Source organism: Leifsonia sp. 21MFCrub1.1 (genome assembly GCF_900107895.1).
Classification (GTDB): domain Bacteria; phylum Actinomycetota; class Actinomycetes; order Actinomycetales; family Microbacteriaceae; genus Leifsonia; species Leifsonia soli.
The window spans coordinates 25,542-50,160 of sequence record NZ_LT629867.1 but is presented as its reverse complement, the minus strand read 5'-3'; the positions used below and the strand labels follow the sequence as shown (position 1 = coordinate 50,160).

Below are 24,619 nucleotides of genomic sequence, written 5' to 3'. Positions count from 1 at the left end.
ACCCGAGACCGTCAGAGCGAGTGCGACGAACGATGCCCCCAGGCGCAGTCCCCTCGATCGGAGAGAAGGAAGCACCCTCCATGCCGCCCGGTGCGAACCCCTGCTCACTCCACGTCGATCGCCCAAAATACTGCTCCCCAAGAAGTCCTCGCGCTTCGAGCAGCGCGCGCCGACACGACGCCGACTGAACCCATCTTTTGGGGGCTGTCACGAGGTTCGCAGCACCTCGCGCCCAAGTGTGCACGGAATGGCTGCAGAAGTGCAGAATTTGGCACAGCCCGCTGGCCCAGCGGCAACGCGCTTGCCATCGGCTGCAAGAATGTCGTTAACGTCGACAATGAGTGCAGGAGAAGGGCGAGTCGCATGGCGATGGGCATCTCTGCGGCGGAACGGTGCAATGACTTCGGGTGGCATCCCCGGGGCCGAATCGACCCTGCCCTGGTCGCGGAGACCGCCCAGCGAACCCGCTTCGGATTCGGTCATGCGTGGTCCCGCTCGGCCGGCTACGCGCTCACCACCGCTCCGGAGCGCGTGTATCTGGTGCTGACGATGGAGGGCGGGTTCGAGTTCGCCGTCGATGGCTCCGTCGTCTCCGCCGAAGCAGGATCGCTCATCCTGCTGGATGGAGAAGTCCCCACCGGTGCACGGACGACGACAGAGACAGCGCGGTTCGTGTGGTACCTGGAACCCACTTTCCTCCGGGCTGGACGTTCTCGCTTCGCGTACGGTGAACCGATCGCGACGAGCGGGTCGACCGTCAGCGCGCTGACGGCCATGACGAATTCGCTGCTGCGCACGCCCCCGCCGGCGACAGCAGACGCCGAACGGCACCTGACGCTGGCTTTCGAGAACCTCTTGGCCGGCGTGCTCCACGAGGCCAAACCCGCCCATAAGGCAGCCCCTCACCATCGAGACGGCCTCTTCATGGCGGCCCTGGATGCCGTGGAAGACAACTTCCGCGACCCTGCCTTCAACGCCACGCGCCTCGCCGCCGAGATCTCCGTGAGCCAACGCACGCTCTACAACGCGTTCAGCAGCATGGGGACGACGCCGCGTCGCGAGATCGAACGCCGACGGATCACCGAGGCGACCCGGCTCACCGAAACCTCGATCCTCCCGGCAGCCGAGCTGGCGGCCCTCGCCGGATTCACCTCGGCCCGACAGCTCACCCGGGCTCTGCATCGCTCGAACAGGCCGTAGCCTCGGCCGCCCCGTCACAGGGATGTGGCGGCGGGGCCTGACCATCCGGACGGCGCGGCCGATAGTCCCGGTATGCGCAGAATGATCGCCATCCTGATCGGCGCAGCCCTCGTCTCGGCTGCGCTCGCCTCGGCGCCGGCGGCCCCCGCCGCACACGCCGACGATTCCCCGTTCGGCAGCAGGCTCTACGTCGACCCGTACAGCGACGCACGTCGCGAGTACGACGCGCTGACCGCGCAGGGCGACACGGCGGCCGCGGCCCTCATCGGGCAGATCGCGAGCCAGCCGACCGCGGTCTGGCTCGGCGACTGGTACACGCCGACCCTGCTTCAGAGCGTGATCCAGCGGCACCTGCGCGCTGCGGCCGCGCAGGGCGCGACACCCGTGTTCGTGACCTACGCCGTCCCCGACCGCGACTGCGGCGGCTACTCCGCCGGCGGTTTCACGGCCGACCAGTACCTCGACTGGACCCGGCAGGTGGCGGCCGCGCTGGCCGGCAGCGGCGCTGTCGTCCTCGTGGAACCAGACTCCCTCGCGATGCTCTCCAGCGCGAAGTGCGCCGGCGTCGCCGCCACTCGGCTACCGCTGCTGAAATCCGCCGTCGGCATCCTCGCGTCGGCCGGGCTCGCCACGTATCTCGACGGCGGCAACGCGCGATGGCTCACGCCCGACGCGCAGGCGGCGTACCTGAAGGCTGCGGGCATCGCGGACGCACGCGGCTTCTTCACCAACGTCTCCAATTTCGACGCGACGCAGACCGAGCGCGACTACGCCGGAAAGATCTCATCGCGCGTCGGCTGGAAGCACTTCGTCATCGACGTCTCCCGCAACGGCAACGGCTGGACCGGCACCTGGTGCAACCCGCCGGGCGCGGCCCTCGGCCAGAACCCGCAGATCAACGCCTCGACCACCAGCAAGCTCGACGCGCTTCTCTGGGTGAAGCACCCGGGAGCCAGCGACGGTCCGTGCAACGGCGGACCGGCGGCCGGCGCATGGTTCGAGAGCGGGGCGGAGGCGCTGGTGCTAGGGCGCACGGCGATGGGCTGACAGGCCGCCGGGCTGGGGGCACCGGTCAGCCTCTCCCGCTGCGCGCCGCCGGCGTCTGTCGCGGCGCATCCTCGTGCGGAGGGCGTGGGATTCGAACCCACGAGACATTTCTGCCCACCAGTTTTCAAGACTGGCTCCATCGGCCGCTCGGACAGCCCTCCCGGTGCCGGGCGAACCCGGCGTCGCCCGATTCTAGCGAACCCGGGCGGAGACGATCACTCGGAGAACGGCTTCGAGCAGGTGTACTGCGCCGCGGTCTGGCCGTGCACGTCCGACGGGAGCTCCACCGAACCGCCGCCGGCGGTGCCCGAGTCCGGGGTACCGGTCGCCGGCGCCTGGGTGGCCGGAGCCTGCGTCGCGGGCGCCTGCGTAGCCGGGGCGTTCGGGTCGGCCTCCGAGCCGACGCCGGTGTCGCCCGTGAGCGTGATCGGCTTGTCGTTCTGAAGTGCGCTCATCAGCTGGTCCGCCGCGTCCGTCGTCGGGGCGACGCCCCCGTCCACGTAGTGGTTCGGGTACTGCACGAACACGACCTTGCTGATGTCGATGTTCTTGAGCGCCATCGCCATGGAGACGATGGTGGTCGGGTTGTTCAGGCTGTCGGACAGCGTGATGTTGCTCGTCGCCGCCTTCGCCAGACCGTAGAGCTTGACCGGGTTGCTCAGCACGTCGGCGCTCTTGATCGTTCGCACGAGCGACGACAGGAACACCTGCTGGTTGCTGATGCGGCCGAGGTCCGAGCCGTCGCCGACGCCGTGGCGGGTGCGGAGGAAGGCGAGGGCCTGCGAGCCCTGCAGCACGTTCTGGCCGCCCTTCACATTCAGGCCGGTGTAGGGGTCCTTGATGTCGCCGGCGACGCAGACGGGCACGCCGCCCACCGCGTTCGACATCTCGATCACGCCGTCGAACTGGATGACGCCGGCGTACGGGATGTCGAGGCCGGTCAGCTTCTCGACCGTGAGCACCGTGCAGGCCAGGCCGCCGTAGCTCAGGGAGTTGTTGATCTTCTGGCGGCTCATCGCGTCGAAGCTGCCGCCCTTCGGGTCCGGGCAGGACGGGATGGAGACGAACATGTCCCGCGGGAAGCTGACGACGGTCGCGTTCTGGTGGTCCGCGGAGACGTGCAGGAGCATCGTCACGTCGTTGAGGTTCTCTTCGCGGTCGCCGTATGCGGTGTTGCCGCCGCCGCTGTCGCTGCCGGCGAGGAGCACGTTGAACGCGCCGTTCATGGCGCCGACGCCGGGCGTCGTCTCCTTGCCCTTCGCGTCGACCAGCTTGACCGACTTCTTGACGCTGGCCACCACATCCACCGTCGCGTAGGCCGCGAGCGAGACGCCGGTGATGCCGACGACCGCGATGACGGCGACGACGATCTTGAGGAGTGCCTTGAGCGGATGGTGCTGCTTCAGTCGACCGTGGCGGACCGCTGGTCCTGCCGCCTTCTCCTGCGCTCGCGCTTGCGCGCGGGTGTGCAACTCGCTCATTCACTTCCTTCCGGCCGGGTGTGCCCGCAATCAACGGCGGGCGCCCGAAAGAGCGCACGCCGCCTTAAAGCCTTGCACGGCATGCTGGCAATGCTCTGGAAGGGCGCGCGTCCACCGCCGACTGCGGTCGCTCGTCACGCACGCGGGTGCTCGCGCAGGCGCAGTCGTTACGGGAGGCCGCAGTCGGTCAGAGGGCGTCGAGGACGTGGGCGAGGCCGTCCTCGACCACGGGAGCGGTCGACCGGGTCGCCACGGCCTTCACCTCGTCGGGCGCCTGGCCCATCGCGACCGCGAGGCCCTCCGCGGAGGCCCACGTCAGCAGCTCGATGTCGTTGCGGCCGTCACCCACGGCGACGACGCGCGACCGCGGGATGTCGAGCGCGTGCCGCACCCGCTCCATGGCGGTGGCCTTGCTCACGCCGTCGGGCGAGATGTCGAGCCACGCGGTCCAGCCGATGGCATAGCTGACCCGCTGGAGCCCCATCCGATCGACGATCGAGAGGAACTCCTCGGTGTCGTGCTCCGGCGACACGACCACGACGCGGGTCGCGGGATGCTGCAGCAGCTCCTCGAAGGGCACCTGCTCGGCGTTCACCAGCTCCCAGTCGGTCATGCCCTCGGTGTAGCGGCGGAAGCCGGTCGGCCCCTCGACCATGAAGCTGCCGCTCGGGAGGTGCGGGCGGATCGTCTCCAGCACCTCGGTCGGGTCGAAGACCTCGATGAACTCGCGACGGTAACCCCCATCGACGGTCTCGTCGCGCTTCATCGTCAGAGCGCCGTTGGCGCACACGACGAACTCGCTGGTCAGGCCGAACTCCTCGTGGATGGGCCGGGCCGTCTCCCAGCTGCGGCCCGTGGCCAGCATCACCTCGTGGCCGGCGTCGCGCACCCGCGCGACGGCCGCCCGCACGGCGTCGCCGACCGTCTCGTCCTCATGGATCAGCGTGCCGTCGACGTCGAGCGCGATCAGCAGGCGGGAGTCGTCGCTCACGAACGCGTCGGCTCCAGCAGCTCCAGCCCGCCGAGGTACGGCCGCAGCGCCTCCGGGACGCGCACCGAGCCGTCCTCCTGCTGGTGCGTCTCGAGGATGGCGACCAGCCAGCGCGTGGTGGCGAGCGTCCCGTTCAGGGTCGCGACCGGTGCCGTCTTGCCGCTCTCGGTGCGGTAGCGGATGTCGAGGCGGCGGGCCTGGAACGTGGTGCAGTTGGAGGTCGACGTGAGCTCGCGGTAGCGGCCCTGGGTGGGGATCCAGGCTTCGACGTCGTACTTGCGCGCGGCGCTCGACCCGAGATCGCCCGCCGCCGTGTCGATGACGCGGTAGCTGAGCCCCAGCTCCTGCATCATCTCCTCCTGCCAGCCGAGCAGCCGCTCGTGCTCGGCCTCGGCCTCCTCCGGGCGGGTGTAGACGAACATCTCGAGCTTGTCGAACTGGTGGACGCGGATGATCCCGCGGGTGTCCTTGCCCGCCGATCCGGCCTCGCGCCGGTAGCAGGTCGACCAGCCGGCGTACCGGATGGGCTCATCCACCTCGATGATCTCGTCGGCGTGGTACCCGGCGAGCGCGACCTCGCTCGTCCCGGTCAGATAGAGGTCGTCGTTCTCGAGGTGGTAGACCTCGTCGGCGTGGGCGCCGAGGAAGCCGGTGCCCTGCATGATCTCCGGCTTCACCAGCGTCGGCGTGATCATCGGGATGAATTCGTTCCGCACCGCCTTGTCGAGCGCCATGTTCATCAGGGCGAGCTCGAGCCGGGCGCCGATGCCGCGGAGGTAGGAGAAGCGGGCGCCGGCGACCTTGGCGCCCCGCGCCATGTCGATGGCGCCGAGCAGCTCGCCCAGCTCCAGGTGGTCGCGTGCTTCGAACGGGAACTCGGGGATGTCGCCGACCGTCTTGAGCACGACGAAGTCGTCCTCGCCGCCCGCCGGCACGCCGTCCACGATCGGGTTGCCGATGCTGCGGACGAGCTGCTCGAAGCGCGCGTCGGCGTCGTTGGCGGCCTGCTGCGCCTCCTTCACCCGGCCGGCGATCTGCTGCGCCTGGGCGACCAGTTCCTTCTTCTGCTCCTTCGGCGCTTTCGCCACCTGCTTGCCGAACGCGTTCTGCTCGGCCCGGAGCTCTTCGAACGCCGTGATCGCCGCGCGGCGCTCGATGTCGGCCTGGATGGCCTCGTCGACGAGCTGCACGGAGTCGCCCCGAGCCTCCTGGGAGCGCCGGATGATGTCGGGGTTCTCACGGAGAAGTACGGGATCGATCACCTGACCAGCTTATCGACCGATGCCGAACAGGTAGCGTGATGTGCGTGAACGGACGGGACGGGGAGCAGCGCCGCGTCGCCGCCGTCGTCTACAACCCCGTCCGGGTCGACGTGCCGCGCGTCCGCGCCGCGGTGGAGGCGGCCGCGACGCTGCACCGGTACGACCTGCTCTGGCTCGAGACCACACCGGAGGAGCCCGGGCAGGCGCAGGTCGGCGAGGCGCTCGCGCAGGGCGCCTCTCTCGTGCTCGCGGCGGGCGGGGACGGCACGGTACGCGCGGTCGCGGAGGCGCTGCGCGGGCGGGATGCGACGCTCGGCATCATCCCCGGAGGCACCGGCAATCTGCTCGCGCGCAACCTCGGCATCCCGTTCGCGAGCGTCGAGGCGTCGTGCGCCGTCGCGTTCGACGGGGAGAGCCGTCGGATGGACATGGGAGTCGCCACCGCGCACCGTCCGGACGGATCGACGACCGAGCACGCCTTCCTCGTGATGGCGGGCGTCGGCATCGACGCGGCGATGATCGCCAACGCCCGACCCGAGCTGAAGCGGCGCTTCGGCTGGCTGGCGTACGTCGACGCCGCGTTCCGCTCGCTTCCGACGGCGTCGAAGGTTCCGGTGCGCTATCGGCTCGACAACGGGCCTGAGCGGTCCGCGCACGTGAGCACGATCCTGGTCGCCAACTGCGGCGCGCTGCCGGGCAACATGGAGCTCATCCCGGACGGCGAGCTGGACGACGGCCTCCTCGACGTGGCCGTCGTGCAGCCCGCCACCGTGTTCGGCTGGCTGGCGATCTGGCGCAAGGTGACCTGGGAGAACCGGGTGCTCCGCAGGTCGAGCGTCGGTCGCCGCATCATCCGTTTCACCGATCGCGCCATCCGCACCCGGCTCAGCTACCTGCGCGGCGCCTCGGTGGAGCTCGCGGTGGATGCGCCGGAGCCGTTCGAACTCGACGGCGACGCGTTCGGCGACGTCCTGCGCCTCGAGCTGCGGGTGGACGAGCTCGCGCTGCGGGTCAAGGCTCCCGCCGCGACCGCGGGCGTCACAGCCCCGGGGCGTCGTCCTCCGCACCGGCGTCCCGCGCCCGGCGCCCGGAGAGCGCGGTCAGAAACACCAGCCCCACCAGTGTGAGGAGGCCGACCATGACCAGCGGCCCCGCGAGCATCCACCCGAGCTGAGCGAACACCAGGGCGCCGACGTCGTTGCTGGGCGTCGGTCCGTTGTACGACGACGTCACGGAGACGGCGTAGAGCACGATCCCGAGCACCACGAATCCGGCGCCGATCAGCCAGAGAGCGAGGATGAACGGGTTGCGCCGCGGGTTCAGCTCGACGCCCGAGAGCACACCGGCGGACGCGACGACGACCGTGCGTCCCCCCTCTGCGCTCGCGTCGAACTGCTCGGGAACGGCCGCGCGCCCCTCGTCGAGCGAGAGCGCGGCCTCCTCGTACGGGGTCAGCGGTTCGGTCGGGGCGGTCGGCGCCGACCCTTCACGGGTGGGCAGCAGCGACGACGGGCGACGGAAGGCGGAGTCCGGTGCGTCGGCGCGGACGCGCGTGCGGGCGCGCTCGCCGGGCTGCGGCTGGTAACCCCGCTGGAACGCGGGGTCGAAGCGCGGGTCGAAGCCGCCCGCCCGACCGCTGTCGTCACGCTCATCGGCGACCATGCTGACCTCCCGGCTGTCCTGCCCGGCAGCCTACGCCGACGCGCCGTCCTGCGCGCCTGCCGGCCGCTCCTCCTCGGTCAGGGAGGCCAGCCAGGTGCGCGCCTCGGTGAAGACCTCGTCGCGGTAGCGCTGGTCGAACTCCACCCGCTGGCCGTCGGCGCGCGGGTAGGAGCCGAGGAACATCACCGACGGGCTGAACCGCCGGAGACCGAGGAGCGCGTCGGCGACGCGCTCGTCCGCGATGTGGCCGTCCGCGTCGATGACGAACCGGTAGCGACCGAGCGCGTCGCCGATCGGGCGCGACTCGATGAGGCTCAGGTTGATCCCCCTGGTCGAGAACTGCTCGAGCAGGTCGAGGAGGCTGCCGGGCCGGTCGTCGGGGAGCTCGGCGATCAGGCTGGTCTTGTCGGCCCCGGTCGGCTCGGGCACGCTGCGGGTCGTGCTGACGAGGACGAAGCGCGTGACCGCATTCGGGTTGTCGCCGATGTTGTCGGCGAGCACGACCACATCGTGATGGTCGACGATCCCGGGCGGGGCGACCGCGGCATCCGCCGCGCTGCCCTCGAAGAGCGAGGCGGCCGCGGCGACGTTGCTCGACGCCGGCAGGTGCCCGTGGTCGGGCAGGTGGCGGTCGAGCCACTGGTGGCACTGGGCGTAGGCGACGGGATGCGCGTTCACGGTGCGCACGTCGGCGAGCGTCGTCCCGGGGCGCGCCACGAGGACGAAGTTCACCGGGACGAGGTACTCGCCGATGATGCGCAGGCCCGGGATGGTGGCCAGCGCGTCCTGCGCCACGGACACCCCGCCCTCGATCGAGTTCTCGATGGCGATCATGGCGGCGACGCTGCGCCCCTCCACCACGTCCGCCAGCGCCTCGCCGAGGTTGTTGACCGCCCTCCACCGCTTGCCGCGCGCCTCGGGGACCTGCTTGAGCGCCGCCTCCGTGAACGTGCCGGACGGTCCGAGGAAGCTGTAGACGTCGTCGAGGGAGGCGGGCAGCTCCGCAGGGGCGCTGTCGGGGGCGGAGGACATGCCGCTCAGCTTACCGAGCCGTTGGCGTGGCTCCCCGGCCGTGGAAGAGTAGTGACCATGGACGAACGAGCCGGCACCCCCGCCCAGCCTTCCGACCTGATCGACGTCGACGCCCTGCGGCGCGCGTACTACGAGCTGAAGCCGGACGTGAGCATCCCGGAGCAGCGCGTGGTGTTCGGCACGTCGGGCCATCGCGGCTCGTCGCTGAACACGGCGTTCAACGAGGACCACATCGCCGCCACCACCCAGGCGATCGTGGAGTACCGCAACAGCCAGGGCATCACCGGCCCGCTGTTCATCGGTGCGGACACCCACCTGCTGAGCGAGTTCGCGACGACCACCGCCCTCGCCGTGCTCGTCGGCAACGAGGTGCGCGTGCTGGTGGACGAGTTCGACGACTGGGTGCCGACGCCCGCCGTCTCGCACGCGATCATCCGCTACAACCGCGCCGGGCATGACGACCAGGCCGACGGCATCGTCGTCACCCCGAGCCACAACCCGCCGTCGGACGGCGGCTTCAAGTACAACCCGCCGCACGGCGGCCCGGCCGACACGGACGCGACCAGCTGGATCGCGAAGCGCGCCAACGAGATCATCGCGAACGGCATGACCGAGGTGCGGATGGCGGAGCCGTCCGGCGTCGAGACGTACGACTTCCGCGGCCACTACGTGGACGACCTCGAGAACATCATCGACGTGAAGGCGATCCGCGACAGCGGCATCCGCATCGGTGCGGACCCCCTCGGCGGCGCGAGCGTCAACTACTGGCAGGCGATCGCCGAACGCTACGACCTCGACCTGACGGTGGTGAACCCGGAGGTCGACCCGACCTGGGGATTCATGACCCTGGACTGGGACGGCAAGATCCGGATGGACCCGTCCAGCCCCTCCGCGATGGCCTCGGTCGTCGCCCGCCGCGCCGACTTCGACATCCTCACCGGCAACGACGCGGACGCCGACCGCCACGGCATCGTGACGCCCGACGGCGGCCTGATGAACCCGAACCACTACCTCGCGGTCGCGATCGACTATCTGTTCCGCACGCGCACCGAGTGGCGGAAGGATGCCGCGGTCGGCAAGACCCTCGTGTCGTCGTCCATCATCGACCGGGTCGCCGACTCGCTGGGCCGGCGGCTGTGGGAGGTGCCGGTCGGGTTCAAGTGGTTCGTGCCCGGCCTCATCGACGGGACGGTCGGCTTCGGCGGCGAGGAGAGTGCGGGCGCGTCGTTCCTCCGCTTCGACGGGACGGCGTGGACGACGGACAAGGACGGCATCCTGCTGGCCCTGCTCGCCAGCGAGATCCGCGCGGTGACGGGCAAGTCCCCGTCGCAGCTGTACCGCGAGCTGACCGAGCGCTTCGGCGACCCGGTGTACCAGCGCGTGGATGCGCCGGCCACGCCCGAGCAGAAGGCCGCGCTCTCGAAGCTCGACGGCGACGCGATCACCGCGACCGAGCTCGCCGGCAACCCGATCACGGCGAAGCTGAGCCGCGCGCCGGGCAACGACGCTCCGCTCGGCGGCGTGAAGGTGCAGACGGAGACCGCGTGGTTCGCCGCACGGCCCTCCGGCACGGAGAACGTCTACAAGATCTACGCCGAGTCGTTCGTGGGCGAAGACGACCTGCGCGAGGTGCAGGACGAGGCCAAGCGGATCGTCGGGGACGCGCTCGGCGGCTGAACCGGGCTCGCGTCGGAGACATCAGGATCTCTGACGGAGAGACAGGGAGCGTCAGCCGGGGTAGGTCTCGCCGCCGGGGAGGCCGAAGAACTCCTCCAGGGTGGTCACTCCGGTGGTGTGCAGTTCGGTCGACAGCAGCACGCCGACGTAGCGGAAGTGCCACGGTTCGTAGGTGAAGCCCGTGACGGCGACCTTGTCGGCCGGGTAGCGCAGGATGAACCCGAAGCGCCAGGCGTTCGCCGCCAGCCAGCGCCCCTGATCCGTCTCGCCGAAACAGGCGTCGAGCGAGCAGTGGGCCGGAACGGCGCTGATGTCGACCGCGAGCCCGGTCTGGTGCTCACTGTGTCCGGGGCGGGCGGTGTCGGTGTCCGCGTAGGCCTGGCCGTTCCTGGCGACATCGTCGTCGTAGACGCGCGTCTGCGACGCGAACGAGCGGTAGGCGCTCTGGATGGAGAGGCTCAGCCCCGCCTCCGACCTCGCCGCCTGGAACATGGCCACGACCGCAGCGGCCGTCTCCTGCCGCATCGGCTGGTCGTTGATGTTGGGCACATCGGGGTAGACGAGGTCGGCCGGGGCGTAGTCCACCGGGCTCAGGCCGCGCGGCTTGTTCACCACGACCCACGGGCTCGCCGGATCGTCGGTCGACTCGGCCGCCTTGTCGAAGGCGACCGGGATCGGCGTGGGAGAGAGGGACGGCGTCGGGCGCGGAGGACGCGGCGACGGAGCGGAGCGGTGGGGCGTCGGTCGGTGCGTCGCGCCGGCCGCGACGATCGGGCCGGAAGCGCACCCCGACAGCACGAGCATCGCGACGAGCGCTCCGCCGATCACGGCGGCGCGCCTCATCTTCGCCCGCCCCGCGCGGGCACCCCCCTGAGTCACGCGATGAGCATAGCTCACGCGCGTGACACGCTCAGGCGGTCATGACCGGAATGGCGCCCGTTACTTGGAGAGGCTCCAGAAGTGGCCGATGCCGCCCGGGTGGTCGACCGTGATGGCCTCGTCGAGGTCGCGGTAGTCGCTGTCCTCGTTGTGCCCGACCATCTTGATCTTGATCTGGCCGTTCACGTTCTGCACGGCGGAGACGATCTGCACGTGGTCGAGCGAGTTGTTGTCGTTCCAGTCGAACATGACGATGTCGCCGACCTTGATCTTGTCGCGCTGGTCGAACGAGTACTCGGTGAGGCCGAGCTGCGCCGCATTCTCGCGGAAGTAGTTGTCCATGGCGGGGACGTATCCCCACGCCGGGCTCCAGTCGGCGGCGGCATCGTGGTTGTACCAGTCGCTGTTCATCTGCCAGCCGCGGGCGATGAGCGTCTGGCTGACGAAGTTCGCGCAGTCGCCGCCCACCGGGTTGAGGTCGCCGTATTCGGCGGTGTTGTAGTTCTTCCAGTACGTGAGCGCGTATGCGAGCTGCTTGTCGACCGGCGTCTGCACCTGGTAGTCGTACGTCGCGGCCGAGGTCGTGACCGGCTTTCCGGTCTTGTCGGTGACCGTGATGGGGACGCTGCCCGCCTGGAAGTTGGCCGCGGCGGGCACGCTCACGACGACCTTGTCGTCGGTCGCCTGGGTGACGGTGGCCGGCTGACCGCCGACCTGCACGGCGGCGACCTTCTCGAGGTTCGTGCCCGTCAGTGTCACGGTGCCGCCGGAGACGCTTCCCGCGGCCGGCTGGACGGACGACACGACGGTCGCCGAGGGGGACGGCGTTGGCGCGGCCGCCTGTGCGACCGCCTTGGTGATGGGAGACGGTTCACCGGCGCAGGCCGTGAAGACGAGCGCGGCGGAGGCGGCGACAGCTGCGGCGGCGAGGACGCGGCGGGGACGGCTGAGAGATCTCATAGAACTTTCGAGGCGATTTCGAAGGGGGATGGGGGTCGGCATTTTCAACGTACGCCTCGTACATATGCGTGACCTGGATGGGGGCCAGTTTCGTTCGTTTTCCCCCACAGGGACGACGCGGTTTCCCGCGGATCTCACGGCGGTCGCTCCGGGCTGTTCGCCGCTGGCGAACGGGGGATCGCCGCATACCCCCCGGTGCGTTGTGAGTATCGAGGTAGCGGGTGTAACTTTGCAGTCTCCGCAAAATTTCTCTTGCCCCACACCGGTGTGACGTCCCGCGTGCCGGCCGTCCCCCACCCGACTCTCGACACGGAGATTGATGTCCAGTCAGACCATGGCGGCGAATGCCGCGCCCAAACCGATCATGTCGCATCGCGAGATCCTCTTCGTGATCTTCGGCCTGATGGCCGGCATGTTCCTCTCGGCCCTCGACCAGACCGTCGTCGGCACCGCCATCCGCACCATCGGCGACGACCTGCACGGCCTGAGCCAGCAGGCCTGGGTCACCACCGGCTACCTGATCCTCTCGACGATCTCCACGCCGATCTACGGCAAGCTCTCCGACATCTTCGGCCGGCGTCCGCTGTTCATCATCGCGATCGTCATCTTCATCGTCGGATCAATCCTCGCCTCCTTCTCGACCTCGATGCTCGAGCTCGCCGCCTTCCGCGCCATCCAGGGTCTCGGCGCCGGCGGTCTGATGTCGATGCCGCTGGCGATCATGGGCGACATGCTCGCCCCCCGCGAGCGCGCCAAGTACCAGGGCTACTTCCTCGCCGTCTTCGGCATCTCGAGCCTGATCGGCCCGCTGGTCGGCGGCCTGTTCGCCGGCGCGGACCAGATCCTCTGGATCGCCGGGTGGCGCTGGGTCTTCCTGATCAACGTGCCGATCGGCCTCGCCGCACTTGCGATGGTGCTGCGGTTCCTCCACCTGCCCAAGCGGTCCCGCGGCTCCGCCCGGATCGACTGGTGGGGTGCTGCGGGCGTCATCGTCGCCCTCGTGCCGCTGCTGCTGGTGGCCGAGCAGGGCCGCGAGTGGGGCTGGGACAGCCCGGCATCCATCGCCTGCTACGTGATCGGCGCGATCGGCATCGTCGCGTTCATCCTCATCGAGATCGCGATGAAGGACGACGCGCTCATCCCGATCAAGCTGTTCCGCTCGAGCACCTTCTCGATGGCGACGATCATCGGCGTCCTGGTCGGTTTCGGGATGTTCGGCGCCATGCTGACGCTGCCGCTCTACCTGCAGATCGTCCTGGGCTCCACCCCCACCGAGTCGGGCCTGCAGCTGCTGCCGATGATCCTCGGGCTGATGGTGTCGTCCATCGTGTCCGGCCAGATCATCGCGCGGACGGGCCACTACCGGCAGTTCCCGATCATCGGGACGGCGATGCTCGCCGGCGGGTTCTTCTACCTGACGTTCGTGAAGTACGACGATTCGTACTGGTTCATCGCGGGCGCGATGCTGCTCATCGGCCTGGGCCTCGGCCAGCTGATGCAGACGCTGACCATCGCCAGCCAGAACTCGGTCGGCCTGCGCGACATGGGTGTGGCGACCAGCGCATCGACGTTCTTCCGCCAGATCGGTGGAACGCTCGGCACGGCCGTGCTGCTCTCGCTTCTGTTCACGGTCTTCCCGACGAACATCAAGGCATCGCTGACGGACACCCCCACCCTGACCGCCGCCCTGGATGCGGCGTTCACGCCGTCGGTGGCGAGCGCTCCCGAGAACAAGCAGATCATGGAGCAGAGCTACACGAAGATCGTCGACGAGTCGACGAAGGCCGCGCAGTCCGCGCTCCAGGCGAACGTGACCAAGGCGCAGGATGCCGCCAAGGCGGCCGTCGCCGCAGGCGTCGCGTCGGGCGCCATCCCCGCGGCGGCGCAGCCGGCTGCCGAAGCGCAGGCGGTCGCGACCGCGAACGCGAAAGCGGGCGCGGCGATCGAGCAGCAGGCTCCGTACGCGAAGGTCGCGCCCGACGGCACCGTCACGCTCGACTTCTCGGATCCCGCCGCCCGGTCGCAGTTCGTGGACTCCATCGTCCCGAACATCCAGGACACGCTGAAGAAGCAGACCTCGTCGAGCGACAGCGCGGCGACCAACGACACCTCGTTCCTGAACGGGGCGGACCCGCGGCTCTCCAAGCCGTTCCTGGTGGGCTTCAACGCCTCGGCGGTGCAGGTCTACTGGGTCGCGATGTTCGTGGTGCTGATCGCGTTCATCCTGTCGCTGTTCTTCAAGACGCCGCCGCTGCGCGCCAAGTCGGCCCTGCAGGAGGCCGCGGACGACGCCGCGGCCGCGGACGCCGCGAAGGCGGCCGAGCGCGAGCCGGTCGGGGCGTACGCGTCGCTGTCGGAGGACGACGACGAGGAGTACGACACCGGGGTCCTCGCCACGCGCGCAGCCAACGAGTTCGGTGCGCTGGTGGAGCCCGGCGCTGACACTGCGTCGACCAGGGCCCAGCGGCCGCGGCCGGCGACCGACTGACGCCTTCCCGCTGACGACGGCCGTCGCCTCCCCGGAGGCGGCGGCCGTCGTCAGCGCGATTTGAAATAGTCGAACAGATGGTCTTCCTTGATCGTCGCGACACCGATCCACACTCCAGCGAGTGCAGCAGGCAGCAACGGCAAGGCAGCGAACAATCCGGCCAGGAACACGTTCGCCTCTCCACCAACGACAGCCGCGGCGATCAACTCGATGATCGCCAGTCCAAACATCATTGAACCCGCCGACCACACCGCGGTCTCCATCATGGCGATTCCGAAGAGCGCGCGCTTGGAGACGCCAGCATGTAGGGCGGAGGCAAGTGACAGCTTCCTGACGCGCACGCTCATCAGACCCAGAACGAATCCCGCCGTCGCCGTGAGGGCTCCGCTGAACCGCGTCAGGCGGCTGTCGAACAGTGCTTCTCCATCGAATGACTCCCCGTGGGTGGTGTTCAACTGCGAGATCTTCGGCTGATCCGATTCGGGGCCGCCGGCCCTCACTGTCCCGAGCAGTGCCGAGGTGACATCCTTCACCGGCCACGTGTGAACCCAGCATTCGTCAAACGGGGCGTCTGAGTTGCCGGGGGCGATGGCGGCGTACGAGAACCCTGGCCGTCGTCCATCATCCGGGTAGGCATACGTGCCGGCGACCGGAACGCTCCCACTCGTTGCCGAGATCATTCCGGTTTCAGAGATGCCGAGTGCCTCCGAGGCTTCCGCCCCCAACAGGACACCCGCAGTTCGCGGGTCCGAGCCGATCACGGCCGCATACCCCGGCGAAGCGTCGAAAAGGGGAAGTGGGGCGCTAGGGAGGACCGTCGGCTTGATCGTCTCGGTGGTAGCCCGGATGGCGCCGGCGGCACGGACGTCGGGAAGTCGGGCGAGGTCGTCGCAGCGCCCACCATCGATCTTCGCTTTGTCCTCCACAATCGAGATGGACGCACCGCTTCGGTCGAACTCTTGAGCTTGTTCGGCAAGCTGCTGAATCGACATCAGTTCGGCGGTAGCCGCCAACACCATAATGATCGCGGCCGCTATGGCAAATCCTCGAGCCCGCGCCGTCCCCGTGACGAGGTCTCGCCACACCTCGCGGAGCACAGATCGTAGCCTCACCCGCCACTCCGGATATCGGCGCGCCTCTCAAGGCGGATGTGATGCGTGCACGCGTCACGCGTGTCGTCATCATGCGTGGCAACGACGACGATCGCTGATGTCTTCGCAAGAGCACCGATGCACGCGTTGACCGTCGTTGCAGTCTGCCGGTCGAGTTGCGCCGTCGGCTCGTCGATCAGGAAAAGGTCTGGCTCGGCGGCATGCCCTCTGGCGAGCATCAGCCGTTGCGCCTCCCCTCCTGACAACTCGCGGAACGGTCTCTCGCCGACGTCCCGCAAGTCGAAGAGATCGAGCATTACGTCTGCTTGGGCGTCTGCCTCGCTGGGCGAATGTCCCTTCGCGAGGTAGGGGAGGGCGATATGATCGCGCGCCGAGCGATGGGGTGTGCCATGCGGGTTCTGGAACACCCAAACGATACGCACGTCGGCCGGTTTGTCCACAGTTCCTTCCGCTGGCGTAAGCCAGCCAGCCATCAGGGCGAGCAAGGTGCTCTTGCCGGTACCGGAGGGCCCGGTCAGCGAGTACACACGCCCCGGCTCGAGCGCTATCTCCAGATGCCGAAACAGCCACGGTCCGCCCGGGAACCGGTGACCGAGTTCTGACAGGGTCACGCGCATGGTTTGCGATTTCGTGGGGGCACATCGACGTGATGAGGGCCATGCGTGTCTCCGAAGTCCACCAAAGACTGACCAAGCTGCGAACCGACCAGGCGGACGCGGTACGTCGCGCGACCCGAGGCGACGCAACCGCTTGACCCCGCGATGTCATAGACGGAACTCGGCGGGACGACCCGAACGTCGATGGGCGTAGCGAGGAGGATCTGCGCGTCGATCGGCTTGCCTGCTGTGCTCGAATCTTCGGACGCGGCTTGTCCCCCGAGCGATGTGACGTCTGGCACGGTCACCTCGCCGTCGTCGCGCAGCGGGTATCTTGATGATCCGATCTGGACGACGCGGGGACCCGACACGAGATCGGTGGGAAGCGCGACCACCGTGACTTTCGGGGATGCGCTCGCGAATGTAGCCAGGGACGCTGCGGACGCGATCTCAGCGCCAACGGACACGTCACACGTCGATATCGTCGCAGACGCCTCAGGGAGCCACACGAATGAGCTGACCGGAACCACATCCCCTTCGACCGTGACACCGACCCTCGTGAGCACGCTCTTAAGCGCGGCCAGCGTCTGCGCCCCGAGCCGACCGTCGGCTCCGACCGGGTGCCCAAGCCGGATCAGCTCCTGTTGCACCGCTTTGACGTCATCTCCTTGTGCTCTCAGTGCCAAGTCGCGCCAGAGCGGAACCGCAGTCGCGAGCGCAAGCTTTGGATTTCCGTCGATAGAGAGCGGCGTGTCGCCGGATGTCATGGCGGCGCCTTGCTCACATTCGAACGCGGTGACCCTGCCGCCGGCTGGGGCGAACAGGTGGGATGGGGTCGCCGCCTTCACCGAGAGTTGAATAGGTCGTGAGTCATCAAATTTGTCGTTGCCCACTGGAGCCTCGGAGGTCTTGGACGCGGCTTTGAGGTCGTCGGGCGGTGCACTCAGTAGGGCTGCCGCTACTGCGGCTCCGGAGCAAGCCGCGAGGGCCACGAGAACGGCCACCCACCCGACAGCATTTCGGATAGATCGTCTAGCCACCGAGGAGGCCGTTCGGGTCGGTGGAGCACGCCGCGACCGCCTTGTCATTCGATGTCGGCAGGTCACCCGCCTGATAATCCTTCAGCCCGTAGCCGGGCCCGACCAGGCCCCTGCGCTTGAAGCAATCGACGACCGCCTGGGCCAGGTTCGAGTGAGTCGGATTCGCCCGCATCTGCACGTAGAAATAGGAGATCGGATACTCGCCGGACTGGTCCGAGCATCGCGATTCGATATCGTGTGCCTCATCGCTCGACATGGACGTGGGCGGGACGTACTCGCTTCCTTCGAAGTCGTACCTCTTCAGAGTGATCCCGCCCCCTTTGAGGCAGTCCGAATACCGCTGTTTCATCTCCGAGTACTCCTGGTCACTGATGCGACCATCTCGGAGAGTTTGCTTGATGGCGGCGTCGGTCGCCTTGTCATAAGCCTGCTGCACCTCCTCTGACCATGACCCGGGCGATGTCGATCGTTTCGCGAGCGCACCCTCGCCGCCGGCGCTGCACCCAGAAAGAGCGAGAAGAGTCATAGCCGAGATGACCGGTAGGAGGGACCTGTCTTTGCGCATGTGAGTAGCTCCGCTGCGTGAAGAGGAGGTGTCGCGCTGCCACGCGACACCTCCGCTCTCACTTCACGTCGTAGTAGGCCTTGTTTCCGCCGAGCGCCGAGATGGCTTTCGCGCGCGCCCACACGCCTGGCGAAGTCCACGCCGTGATGGACGTAGTCGCTCCCACAGCAGTCGACTTGTGCGTCCGTGAGCCGTGGTAGTAGTCCGATGTCGTGTAGCTACCGCTGACGCCGTAGTTCCACGTCCCGCCTTCCGGATACGCGGTGGTCGCGTTTGCGGTCGTGACGCCGAAGCTCAGCAACACGATCGTTGCAGCAGCCGTCGCGACCACCTTGGTGATCTTCTTCATGATCCTCCTCATGCTGACCCGCGGAAGAAGTGCCGCGGTGGCTGCAGTCTATGACAAACACAAATACTTGCTTTAATTTAAGATGCGGAAAGGCAATTATGACGGGAATCTCGCGGATGAGAGCGCGACCACGAAGGACTTGACAACGGCGTGCGGACCGTCTTAAAGTCTCTCCAAACGCGTGAGAGCGCTCTCACGCCTTCGTTATGAGAGCGCTCTCAGCGCGCACCAGGCGCACACAAGACACACGCACAAAGGAGTGAACCGTGAAGCTTTCACGACGCACCAGGATCGCCGCGGCCGTCGCCGGCGCAGCATCCTTCGCCCTCATCGCAGCCGGATGCTCATCGAGCGGAGGCAGCGGATCCAGCTCGGACCCCGTCACGCTGACCGTCACCACGTTCGGCACGATGGGCTTCGACAAGCTCTACTCGCAGTACGAGAAGGAGCACCCCGGCATCAAGATCAAGGCCACCAACATCGACACCGGCGACAACGCGCTCACCGACTGGCAGACCAAGCAGGCGGCAGGAAGCGGCCTCCCGGACGTCCAGGCCGTCGAAGAGGGCTGGCTCAGCAAAGTCATGCAGGTCTCCGACCAGTTCAACGACCTGAAGGACTACGGCGCGAACGACATCAAGGACCGCTGGGTCGACTGGAAGCTGAAGCAGGCCACCGACAAGAGCGGCCGCATCATCGGCTACGGCACCGACATCGGACCGGAGGGCCTCTGCTACAACGGCAAGCTCTTCGCCGCGGCCGGCCTGCCCAGCGACCGCGAGTCCGTCGCCAAGCTGTTCGGCGGCGAGAACGCCACCTGGGACGACTACTTCACGGTCGGCGAGCAGTACCACGCCGCCACCGGCAAGCCCTGGTACGACCAGTCCGGCTTCATCTGGAACGCCATGGTGAACCAGCAGGAGGAGGGCTACTACACGAAGGACGGCAAGCTCAACATCGAGAACAACAGCGACCTCAAGGCGCTGTGGTCCAAGCTCGCTGCGGGCGCTGCGGGCGGTCTCTCCTCCAACCAGACCCAGTGGGACTGGGGCAAGGGCAAGGCCTTCACCGACGGCTCCTTCGCCACGTTCGTCTGCCCGGGCTGGATGCTCGGGGTCGTGCAGGGCCAGGTCAAGGCCGGCGGCGGAGACGCCACCAGCGGCTGGGACTTCGCCAACGTGTTCCCGGGCGGTGCGGCCAACTGGGGCGGATCGTTCCTGACGGTCCCGAAGCAGTCGAAGCACCCGAAGGAGGCCGCGGCCCTCGCGGCGTGGCTGACCACCGCCAAGTCGCAGGTGCAGACCTTCCAGGCCGCCGGGACCTTCCCGTCGGTGACCGCCGCCCAGACCGACGCGGGCGTCACGGGTGAGAGCGACCTGACGAAGTTCTTCAACAACGCGCCCATCGGCCAGATCCTCGGGGAGCGCGCCAAGGGCGTCGTCGCCCAGTACAAGGGACCGGACGACTCCGTCATCCAGTCGCAGGTCTTCGGGCCGTCCGTCCAGGAGCTCGACTCCGGCAAGGCGAACGGCGACCAGGCGTGGAGCAACGCCATGAAGCTGCTCAACCAGCTGGTCGTCAACAAATAACCCGAAACCACACGAGGGCCCCCGCCGCCGCACCGGCGGCGGGGGCCCGCACCACGGGGAGAACCGCCATGACCACCACCGCCACCACCACCCGGGACGACGCCGGCGCCACCGCTCCCGCCGCCCCACCGCGCCGCGGCCGCTCGCCGCGCGCCGACCTCAGCTTCCGGCAGCGTCTCAGCCGCTTCGACGTGAAGGCGTCGCCGTACTTCTACATCGCGCCCTTCTTCATCCTCTTCGGCCTGGTCGGGCTCTTCCCGCTCGTCTACACGTTCGTCGTCTCGCTCAACAACTGGAACCTGCTCACCGGGCCAGGCGAATGGGTCGGCTTCAAGAACTACGCGGCGGAGCTGAGCGATCCGTTCTTCTGGAACTCGCTGTTCAACACGGTCAGCATCTTCCTGCTCTCCGCCATCCCGCAGCTCATCGCCGCCGTGTTCATCGCGGCGATCCTCGACCAGAACATCCGCGCCAAGACCTTCTGGCGGATGAGCGTGCTGCTCCCCTACGTCGTCACGCCGGTCGCGGTGACCCTCATCTTCTCGAGCGCGTTCGACGAGAAATACGGCCTGATCAACAACATGCTGCAGGCCATCGGCCTCGACCCGGTGATGTGGAAGACCCAGACCTTCCCGTCGCACGTCGCCATCGCCTCCATGGTGAACTGGCGCTGGACGGGCTACAACGCACTCATCCTGCTGGCCGCCATGCAGGCGGTCCCCCGCGACATCCACGAGTCGGCCGCGCTCGACGGCGCCGGGTCGTTCCGCCGCTTCTTCTCCATCACGCTGCCGAGCATCCGCCCGACGATGATCTTCGTCATCATCACGGCCACCATCGGCGGACTGCAGATCTTCACGGAGCCGAAGCTGTTCAACCCGTCGAGCGCCGTCCCCGGCGGGCCCCAGCGGCAGTACCAGACCACCGTCCTCTACCTCTGGGACATGGCGTTCAACCGCCAGAACTTCGGCAAGGCCTCCGCGATCGCGTGGCTGCTGTTCCTCCTGATCGTCCTGTTCGGGGTGCTCAACTTCCTGATCTCGCGCCGGATCGCCTCCACGGAGAACCGGCTGCATCGGAGACGGACCGCCAGACGACTGCAGGTCTCGCGCACCCTGGCCGCAGCGAGCGAGGAGAAGAACCTGTGACCGCCACCGCCCGCGACACCCGCGCCACCCGCCCCGTCGCCGGGACCCGACCCGGACGGGCCCCCAAGCGCAAGGCGCTCGGCATCGACCGGCGGCCCGGATTCCTCACCTACGGGATCCTGCTCGCCCTGTTCATCGGCGGCGCCTACCCTCTGTGGTGGTCGTTCGTCGCCGGCTCCAGCGACAGCACGGTGCTCACCTCGACCTGGCCGCCCCTGCTGCCCGGCGGACAGTTCTGGACCAACGTCGGCGAAGTGCTGAACACCGTGCCGTTCTGGCTGGCGCTCGGCAACTCGATCATCGTCGCGTCGGTCATCACCCTGTCGGTCGTCGGATTCTCGACACTCGCCGGGTACGCGTTCGCCAAGCTGCGCTTCCGCGGCCGGGAGGGCCTGATGGTCTTCGTGGTCGGGACGCTGGCCGTGCCGACCCAGCTGGGCATCATCCCGCTGTTCATGGTGATGAAGCAGTTCGGCTGGACGGGCACCCTCGGCGCGGTCATCGTGCCGACCCTGGTGACGGCGTTCGGCGTGTTCTTCATGCGGCAGTACCTGGTCGATGTGATCCCGGAGGAGCTCATCGAGGCGGCCCGCGTGGACGGCGCGAACATGATCCGCACCTTCTGGCACGTCGGCGTGCCGGCCGCCCGGCCCGCGATGGCCATCCTCGGCCTGTTCACCTTCATGACCGCGTGGACGGACTACCTCTGGCCGTTGCTCGTCGCGCCGCAGAACCCGACGCTGCAGGTGGCGCTGAGCCAGCTGCAGTCGGCGAAGTACGTCGACTACTCGATCGTGCTCGCCGGAGCCGTGCTCGCCACCATCCCCCTGCTGATCCTCTTCGTGCTCGCCGGCCGGCAGCTGGTCTCCGGCATCATGGCGGGCGCGGTGAAAGGTTGAGAATGAACCGCACCTGGCCCGACGGCTTCCTCTGGGGGTCGGCCACCGCCGCCGCCCAGATCGAGGGCGCCGCCCACGAGGACGGCAAGGAGGACTCCATCTGGGATGCCTTCGCCCGCGTTCCCCTGGCGATCGCCGGCGGCGACACCCCGGAGGTGGCGGTCGACCACTATCACCGGATGCCGCAGGACGTGGCGCTCATGGCCTCCCTGGGGTTGCAGTCCTACCGGTTCTCGACGTCCTGGGCGCGGGTGAAGCCGGGCGACCGCGCGGTCAACCCGTCCGGGCTCGCGTTCTACGACCGGCTGGTCGACGAGCTGCTCGGCGCCGGCATCCTGCCGTGGCTGACGCTGTACCACTGGGATCTGCCGCAAGCGCTCGAGGAGAAGGGCGGCTGGGCGGCGCGCGACACCGCGTACCGGTTCCGCGACTACGCCGTCGCCGTGTACGACGCGCTCGGCGATCGGGTCGACCACTGGACGACTTTCAACGAGCCGCTGTGCTCCTCCCTGATCGGGTACGCGGGCGGAGAGCACGCGCCGGGCAGGCAGGAGCCGCGCGCCGGGCTCGCAGCGCTGCACCACCAGCACCTCGCTCACGGGCTCGCCGCGTCGGCCATCCGCTCCCGCGCCGGGGAGCGCGGGAAGGCCGATGAGCTGAAGCTCGGCATCACGCTCAACCTGACGACGGCCGTGCCGAACGACCCCGCCGACCCGGTGGACCGCGAGGCGGCACGGCGCATCGACGGCCTCTGGAACCGGATGTACCTCGAACCGCTGCTGCTCGGCTCCTACCCGGCCGACGTGCTGGAGGACGTGCGCGAGCACCGGTTCGAGGAGCTCGTGCACGACGGCGACCTGGCCACGATCGCCCAGCCGCTCGACTTCCTCGGCGTGAACCACTATCACGACGACAACGTGAGCGGGCATCCGCTCGGCCCGGACGAGCCAGCGCCGGTCGTTCCCACGTCACGGCCGACCTCGTCGCCGTTCGTCGGCAGCGAGTACGTGACCTTCCCGTCGCGGCACCTGCCGACGACGGCGATGGGCTGGGAGGTCAACCCGGACGGGCTGCGCGCACTGCTGGTGCGCCTCACCCGCGACTACCCGACCCTCCCGCCGCTCTACATCACCGAGAACGGCGCCGCGTACGAGGACGTCGTGTCCGCCGACGGCCGCGTGCACGACAGCGAGCGCGAGGCATACATCCTCGCGCACATCGACGCGGTCGGCCGGGCCATCGACGAGGGCGCCGACGTGCGCGGGTACTTCGTCTGGTCGCTGCTCGACAATTTCGAGTGGGCGTGGGGCTACGCCAAGCGGTTCGGCATCGTGCGCGTCGACTACGAGACGCAGGAGCGCACGGTCAAGGACTCGGGGCGCGCGTTCGCTCAGGTCATCGCGGCAGCGCGCGCGGAGGGCGCAGCGGAGGAGGTCGCCGCGTCGCGCGTCTAGCATGGACGCGAGCGACGAGGAGACCCGATGACGACGGAGCAGATCACGGGCGGGGCGGTGCCGACCCTGGAGGCGGTGGCCGCGCGGGCCGGCGTGTCACGCGCGACCGTTTCGCGCGTCGTCAACGGGTCGCCCAAGGTGACGGCCGAGGTCGTCGCCGCGGTGGAGCGCGCGATCGCGGATCTCAACTACGTGCCCAACCGCGCCGCCCGCTCGCTGGCGTCGCGGCGGACGCAGGTGGTCGCGCTGGTCGTGCCGGAGTCGACGGCCAAGGTGTTCGCCGATCCGTTCTTCGCCTCCATCGTCCAGGGCGTCGCGCTCAGCCTCGCCGACACGGAGTACACGCTCAACATGGTGATCTCGTCGGAGACCACCCCCGACAAGACCCGGCGCTACCTGATGGGCGGCAACGTCGACGGAGCGCTCGTGGTCTCGCACCACTCGGGCGACCACTCCTACGCGCAGCTGGGCGCATCCCTCCCGCTCGTCTTCGGCGGACGCCCCGTCAGCGAGACCGAGCACCTGTCGTACTACGTGGACGTCGACAACGTCGCGGGCGCGCAGGTCGCCACCCAGCACCTCATCGACCGCGGGCGCCGCAACATCGCCCTCATCACCGGCCCGCAGGACATGCCGGCCGGCCTCGACCGGTACACCGGGTGGAAGCGCGCGATGGATGCGGCCGGGCTCGATGCGACGCTGGTCGCGTACGGCGACTTCTCGCCCGCGTCGGGGTCCGAGGCGATGCGGCGGCTGCTCGCGGAGGGCCGCCCGATCGACGGCCTGTTCGCCGCGAACGACCAGATGGCGGCCGGGGCGTACTCGGCTATCCACGAAGCGGGGCTCAGCATCCCGGGCGACATCGCGGTGGTCGGGTATGACGACGACAGCTTCGGCCTGATGTCGACGCCGCCGCTGACGACGGTGCACCAGCCGTCCATCGCGCTCGGCGAGACGATGGCCCGCGTTCTCGTGCGGCGCCTCGCGGGCGAGCACGTCGACCGCGTCACCCTCCTCCCCACCGAGCTCGTCATCCGCCAGAGCACCTGACGCGCCCCGCCGGCGAGACGTGAGTCGTCGCCCCAATCTGCGCCGAGGTGCGACATCATGTCGCACCTCGGCGGGGGTTGCGACATGATGTCGCACCTCGGGGAGGCTGGATGGACTCGAAGGTGGGGGGAGGGGATG

General features: G+C 68.6%; 22 protein-coding genes and 1 tRNA gene. 10 read left to right on the top strand and 13 right to left on the bottom strand.

Annotated elements, in window-relative coordinates; all coding sequences use genetic code 11:
* Window positions 1-363 precede the first annotated feature (363 nt).
* Window positions 364-1,200 carry a helix-turn-helix domain-containing protein gene (locus BLW09_RS00250; protein ID WP_089907071.1) on the top strand — a complete coding sequence of 279 codons (837 nt, stop codon included), beginning with the start codon at window positions 364-366 and terminating at the stop codon, window positions 1,198-1,200.
* Window positions 1,201-1,272: 72 nt separating this feature from the next.
* Window positions 1,273-2,247, top strand: a complete 975-nt coding sequence (locus BLW09_RS00245) for a glycoside hydrolase family 6 protein (protein ID WP_089907069.1) — start codon at window positions 1,273-1,275, stop codon at window positions 2,245-2,247.
* Window positions 2,248-2,323: 76 nt separating this feature from the next.
* On the opposite strand, the gene BLW09_RS00240 is transcribed toward BLW09_RS00245, so the two are convergent.
* The 4 genes from BLW09_RS00240 to serS form a co-directional block, all read right to left on the bottom strand.
* Window positions 2,324-2,408, bottom strand: a tRNA-Ser gene (locus tag BLW09_RS00240).
* A gap of 54 nt (window positions 2,409-2,462) precedes the next feature.
* Window positions 2,463-3,728 carry an LCP family protein gene (locus tag BLW09_RS00235; protein WP_089907067.1) on the bottom strand — a complete coding sequence of 422 codons (1,266 nt, stop codon included), beginning with the start codon at window positions 3,726-3,728 and terminating at the stop codon, window positions 2,463-2,465.
* Window positions 3,729-3,915: 187 nt separating this feature from the next.
* Window positions 3,916-4,719: an HAD family hydrolase gene (locus BLW09_RS00230; protein WP_089907064.1), complete on the bottom strand. Its 804-nt coding sequence runs from the start codon at window positions 4,717-4,719 to the stop codon at window positions 3,916-3,918.
* On the bottom strand, window positions 4,716-5,981 hold the full coding sequence (gene serS, locus BLW09_RS00225) for a serine--tRNA ligase (protein WP_089907061.1): 1,266 nt from the start codon (window positions 5,979-5,981) through the stop codon (window positions 4,716-4,718). The genes BLW09_RS00230 and serS overlap by 4 nt, the downstream gene beginning before the upstream one ends.
* A 38-nt stretch (window positions 5,982-6,019) precedes the next feature.
* Here serS and BLW09_RS00220 point away from each other — a divergent pair, with 38 nt between their 5' ends.
* Complete coding sequence (locus BLW09_RS00220) at window positions 6,020-7,108, top strand: diacylglycerol/lipid kinase family protein (protein ID WP_231946957.1); 1,089 nt, start codon at window positions 6,020-6,022, stop codon at window positions 7,106-7,108.
* Here BLW09_RS00220 and BLW09_RS00215 read toward each other — a convergent pair.
* Window positions 7,020-7,643: a hypothetical protein gene (locus BLW09_RS00215; RefSeq protein WP_089907059.1), complete on the bottom strand. Its 624-nt coding sequence runs from the start codon at window positions 7,641-7,643 to the stop codon at window positions 7,020-7,022. The two genes, BLW09_RS00220 and BLW09_RS00215, sit on opposite strands and share 89 nt — an antisense overlap.
* A gap of 30 nt (window positions 7,644-7,673) precedes the next feature.
* Complete coding sequence (gene pheA, locus BLW09_RS00210) at window positions 7,674-8,675, bottom strand: prephenate dehydratase (RefSeq protein WP_089907057.1); 1,002 nt, start codon at window positions 8,673-8,675, stop codon at window positions 7,674-7,676.
* A gap of 57 nt (window positions 8,676-8,732) precedes the next feature.
* Between pheA and pgm the strand changes: the two genes are divergently transcribed.
* Entirely contained in the window at window positions 8,733-10,352 is a 1,620-nt protein-coding gene (pgm, locus tag BLW09_RS00205) for a phosphoglucomutase (alpha-D-glucose-1,6-bisphosphate-dependent) (RefSeq protein ID WP_089907056.1), read from the top strand.
* A 51-nt stretch (window positions 10,353-10,403) separates the two neighbouring features.
* Here pgm and BLW09_RS00200 read toward each other — a convergent pair whose 3' ends face one another.
* Together BLW09_RS00200 and BLW09_RS00195 are read right to left on the bottom strand one after the other, a co-directional pair.
* Window positions 10,404-11,231 carry a M15 family metallopeptidase gene (locus BLW09_RS00200; RefSeq protein ID WP_231946956.1) on the bottom strand — a complete coding sequence of 276 codons (828 nt, stop codon included), beginning with the start codon at window positions 11,229-11,231 and terminating at the stop codon, window positions 10,404-10,406.
* 60 nt (window positions 11,232-11,291) lie between these two features.
* Window positions 11,292-12,191: a DUF1287 domain-containing protein gene (locus BLW09_RS00195; RefSeq protein WP_089907052.1), complete on the bottom strand. Its 900-nt coding sequence runs from the start codon at window positions 12,189-12,191 to the stop codon at window positions 11,292-11,294.
* 364 nt (window positions 12,192-12,555) lie between these two features.
* Between BLW09_RS00195 and BLW09_RS00190 the strand changes: the two genes are divergently transcribed.
* Entirely contained in the window at window positions 12,556-14,679 is a 2,124-nt protein-coding gene (locus BLW09_RS00190; RefSeq protein WP_425484729.1) for an MDR family MFS transporter, read from the top strand.
* Window positions 14,680-14,729: 50 nt separating this feature from the next.
* On the opposite strand, the gene BLW09_RS00185 is transcribed toward BLW09_RS00190, so the two are convergent.
* The 5 genes from BLW09_RS00185 to BLW09_RS00165 form a co-directional block, all read right to left on the bottom strand.
* Window positions 14,730-15,776, bottom strand: coding sequence for a hypothetical protein (locus BLW09_RS00185; protein ID WP_089907048.1), 1,047 nt, complete (start codon window positions 15,774-15,776; stop codon window positions 14,730-14,732).
* 11 nt (window positions 15,777-15,787) lie between these two features.
* Entirely contained in the window at window positions 15,788-16,408 is a 621-nt protein-coding gene (locus BLW09_RS00180; RefSeq protein WP_089907046.1) for an ABC transporter ATP-binding protein, read from the bottom strand.
* Complete coding sequence (locus BLW09_RS00175) at window positions 16,399-17,280, bottom strand: peptidoglycan-binding domain-containing protein (protein WP_157696850.1); 882 nt, start codon at window positions 17,278-17,280, stop codon at window positions 16,399-16,401. The genes BLW09_RS00180 and BLW09_RS00175 overlap by 10 nt, the downstream gene beginning before the upstream one ends.
* Window positions 17,281-17,419: 139 nt before the next feature.
* A complete protein-coding gene (locus BLW09_RS00170) occupies window positions 17,420-17,953 on the bottom strand; it encodes a hypothetical protein (protein ID WP_157696849.1) in 534 nt (177 codons plus the stop codon).
* Window positions 17,954-18,050: 97 nt separating this feature from the next.
* Window positions 18,051-18,341, bottom strand: a complete 291-nt coding sequence (locus tag BLW09_RS00165; RefSeq protein ID WP_157696848.1) for a lactococcin 972 family bacteriocin — start codon at window positions 18,339-18,341, stop codon at window positions 18,051-18,053.
* 266 nt (window positions 18,342-18,607) lie between these two features.
* On the opposite strand from BLW09_RS00165, the gene BLW09_RS00160 reads away from it, so the two are divergent.
* The 5 genes from BLW09_RS00160 to BLW09_RS00140 all read left to right on the top strand — a co-directional run bounded on the left by BLW09_RS00160 (window position 18,608) and on the right by BLW09_RS00140 (window position 24,481).
* A complete protein-coding gene (locus BLW09_RS00160; protein WP_089907036.1) occupies window positions 18,608-19,930 on the top strand; it encodes an ABC transporter substrate-binding protein in 1,323 nt (440 codons plus the stop codon).
* A gap of 68 nt (window positions 19,931-19,998) precedes the next feature.
* Complete coding sequence (locus BLW09_RS00155; protein ID WP_089907034.1) at window positions 19,999-21,078, top strand: carbohydrate ABC transporter permease; 1,080 nt, start codon at window positions 19,999-20,001, stop codon at window positions 21,076-21,078.
* Window positions 21,075-21,977 (top strand): carbohydrate ABC transporter permease, encoded by a 903-nt coding sequence (locus tag BLW09_RS00150; protein ID WP_089907032.1) that lies wholly within the window; start codon window positions 21,075-21,077, stop codon window positions 21,975-21,977. Before BLW09_RS00155 ends, BLW09_RS00150 begins: the two co-directional genes overlap by 4 nt.
* Window positions 21,978-21,979: 2 nt before the next feature.
* The gene (locus BLW09_RS00145) at window positions 21,980-23,431 is read left to right on the top strand and encodes a GH1 family beta-glucosidase (protein ID WP_089907030.1); all 1,452 of its coding nucleotides are present in this window, start codon (window positions 21,980-21,982) and stop codon (window positions 23,429-23,431) included.
* 27 nt (window positions 23,432-23,458) lie between these two features.
* Window positions 23,459-24,481 carry a LacI family DNA-binding transcriptional regulator gene (locus tag BLW09_RS00140; protein ID WP_089907028.1) on the top strand — a complete coding sequence of 341 codons (1,023 nt, stop codon included), beginning with the start codon at window positions 23,459-23,461 and terminating at the stop codon, window positions 24,479-24,481.
* The last annotated feature ends 138 nt before the right edge of the window (window positions 24,482-24,619 follow it).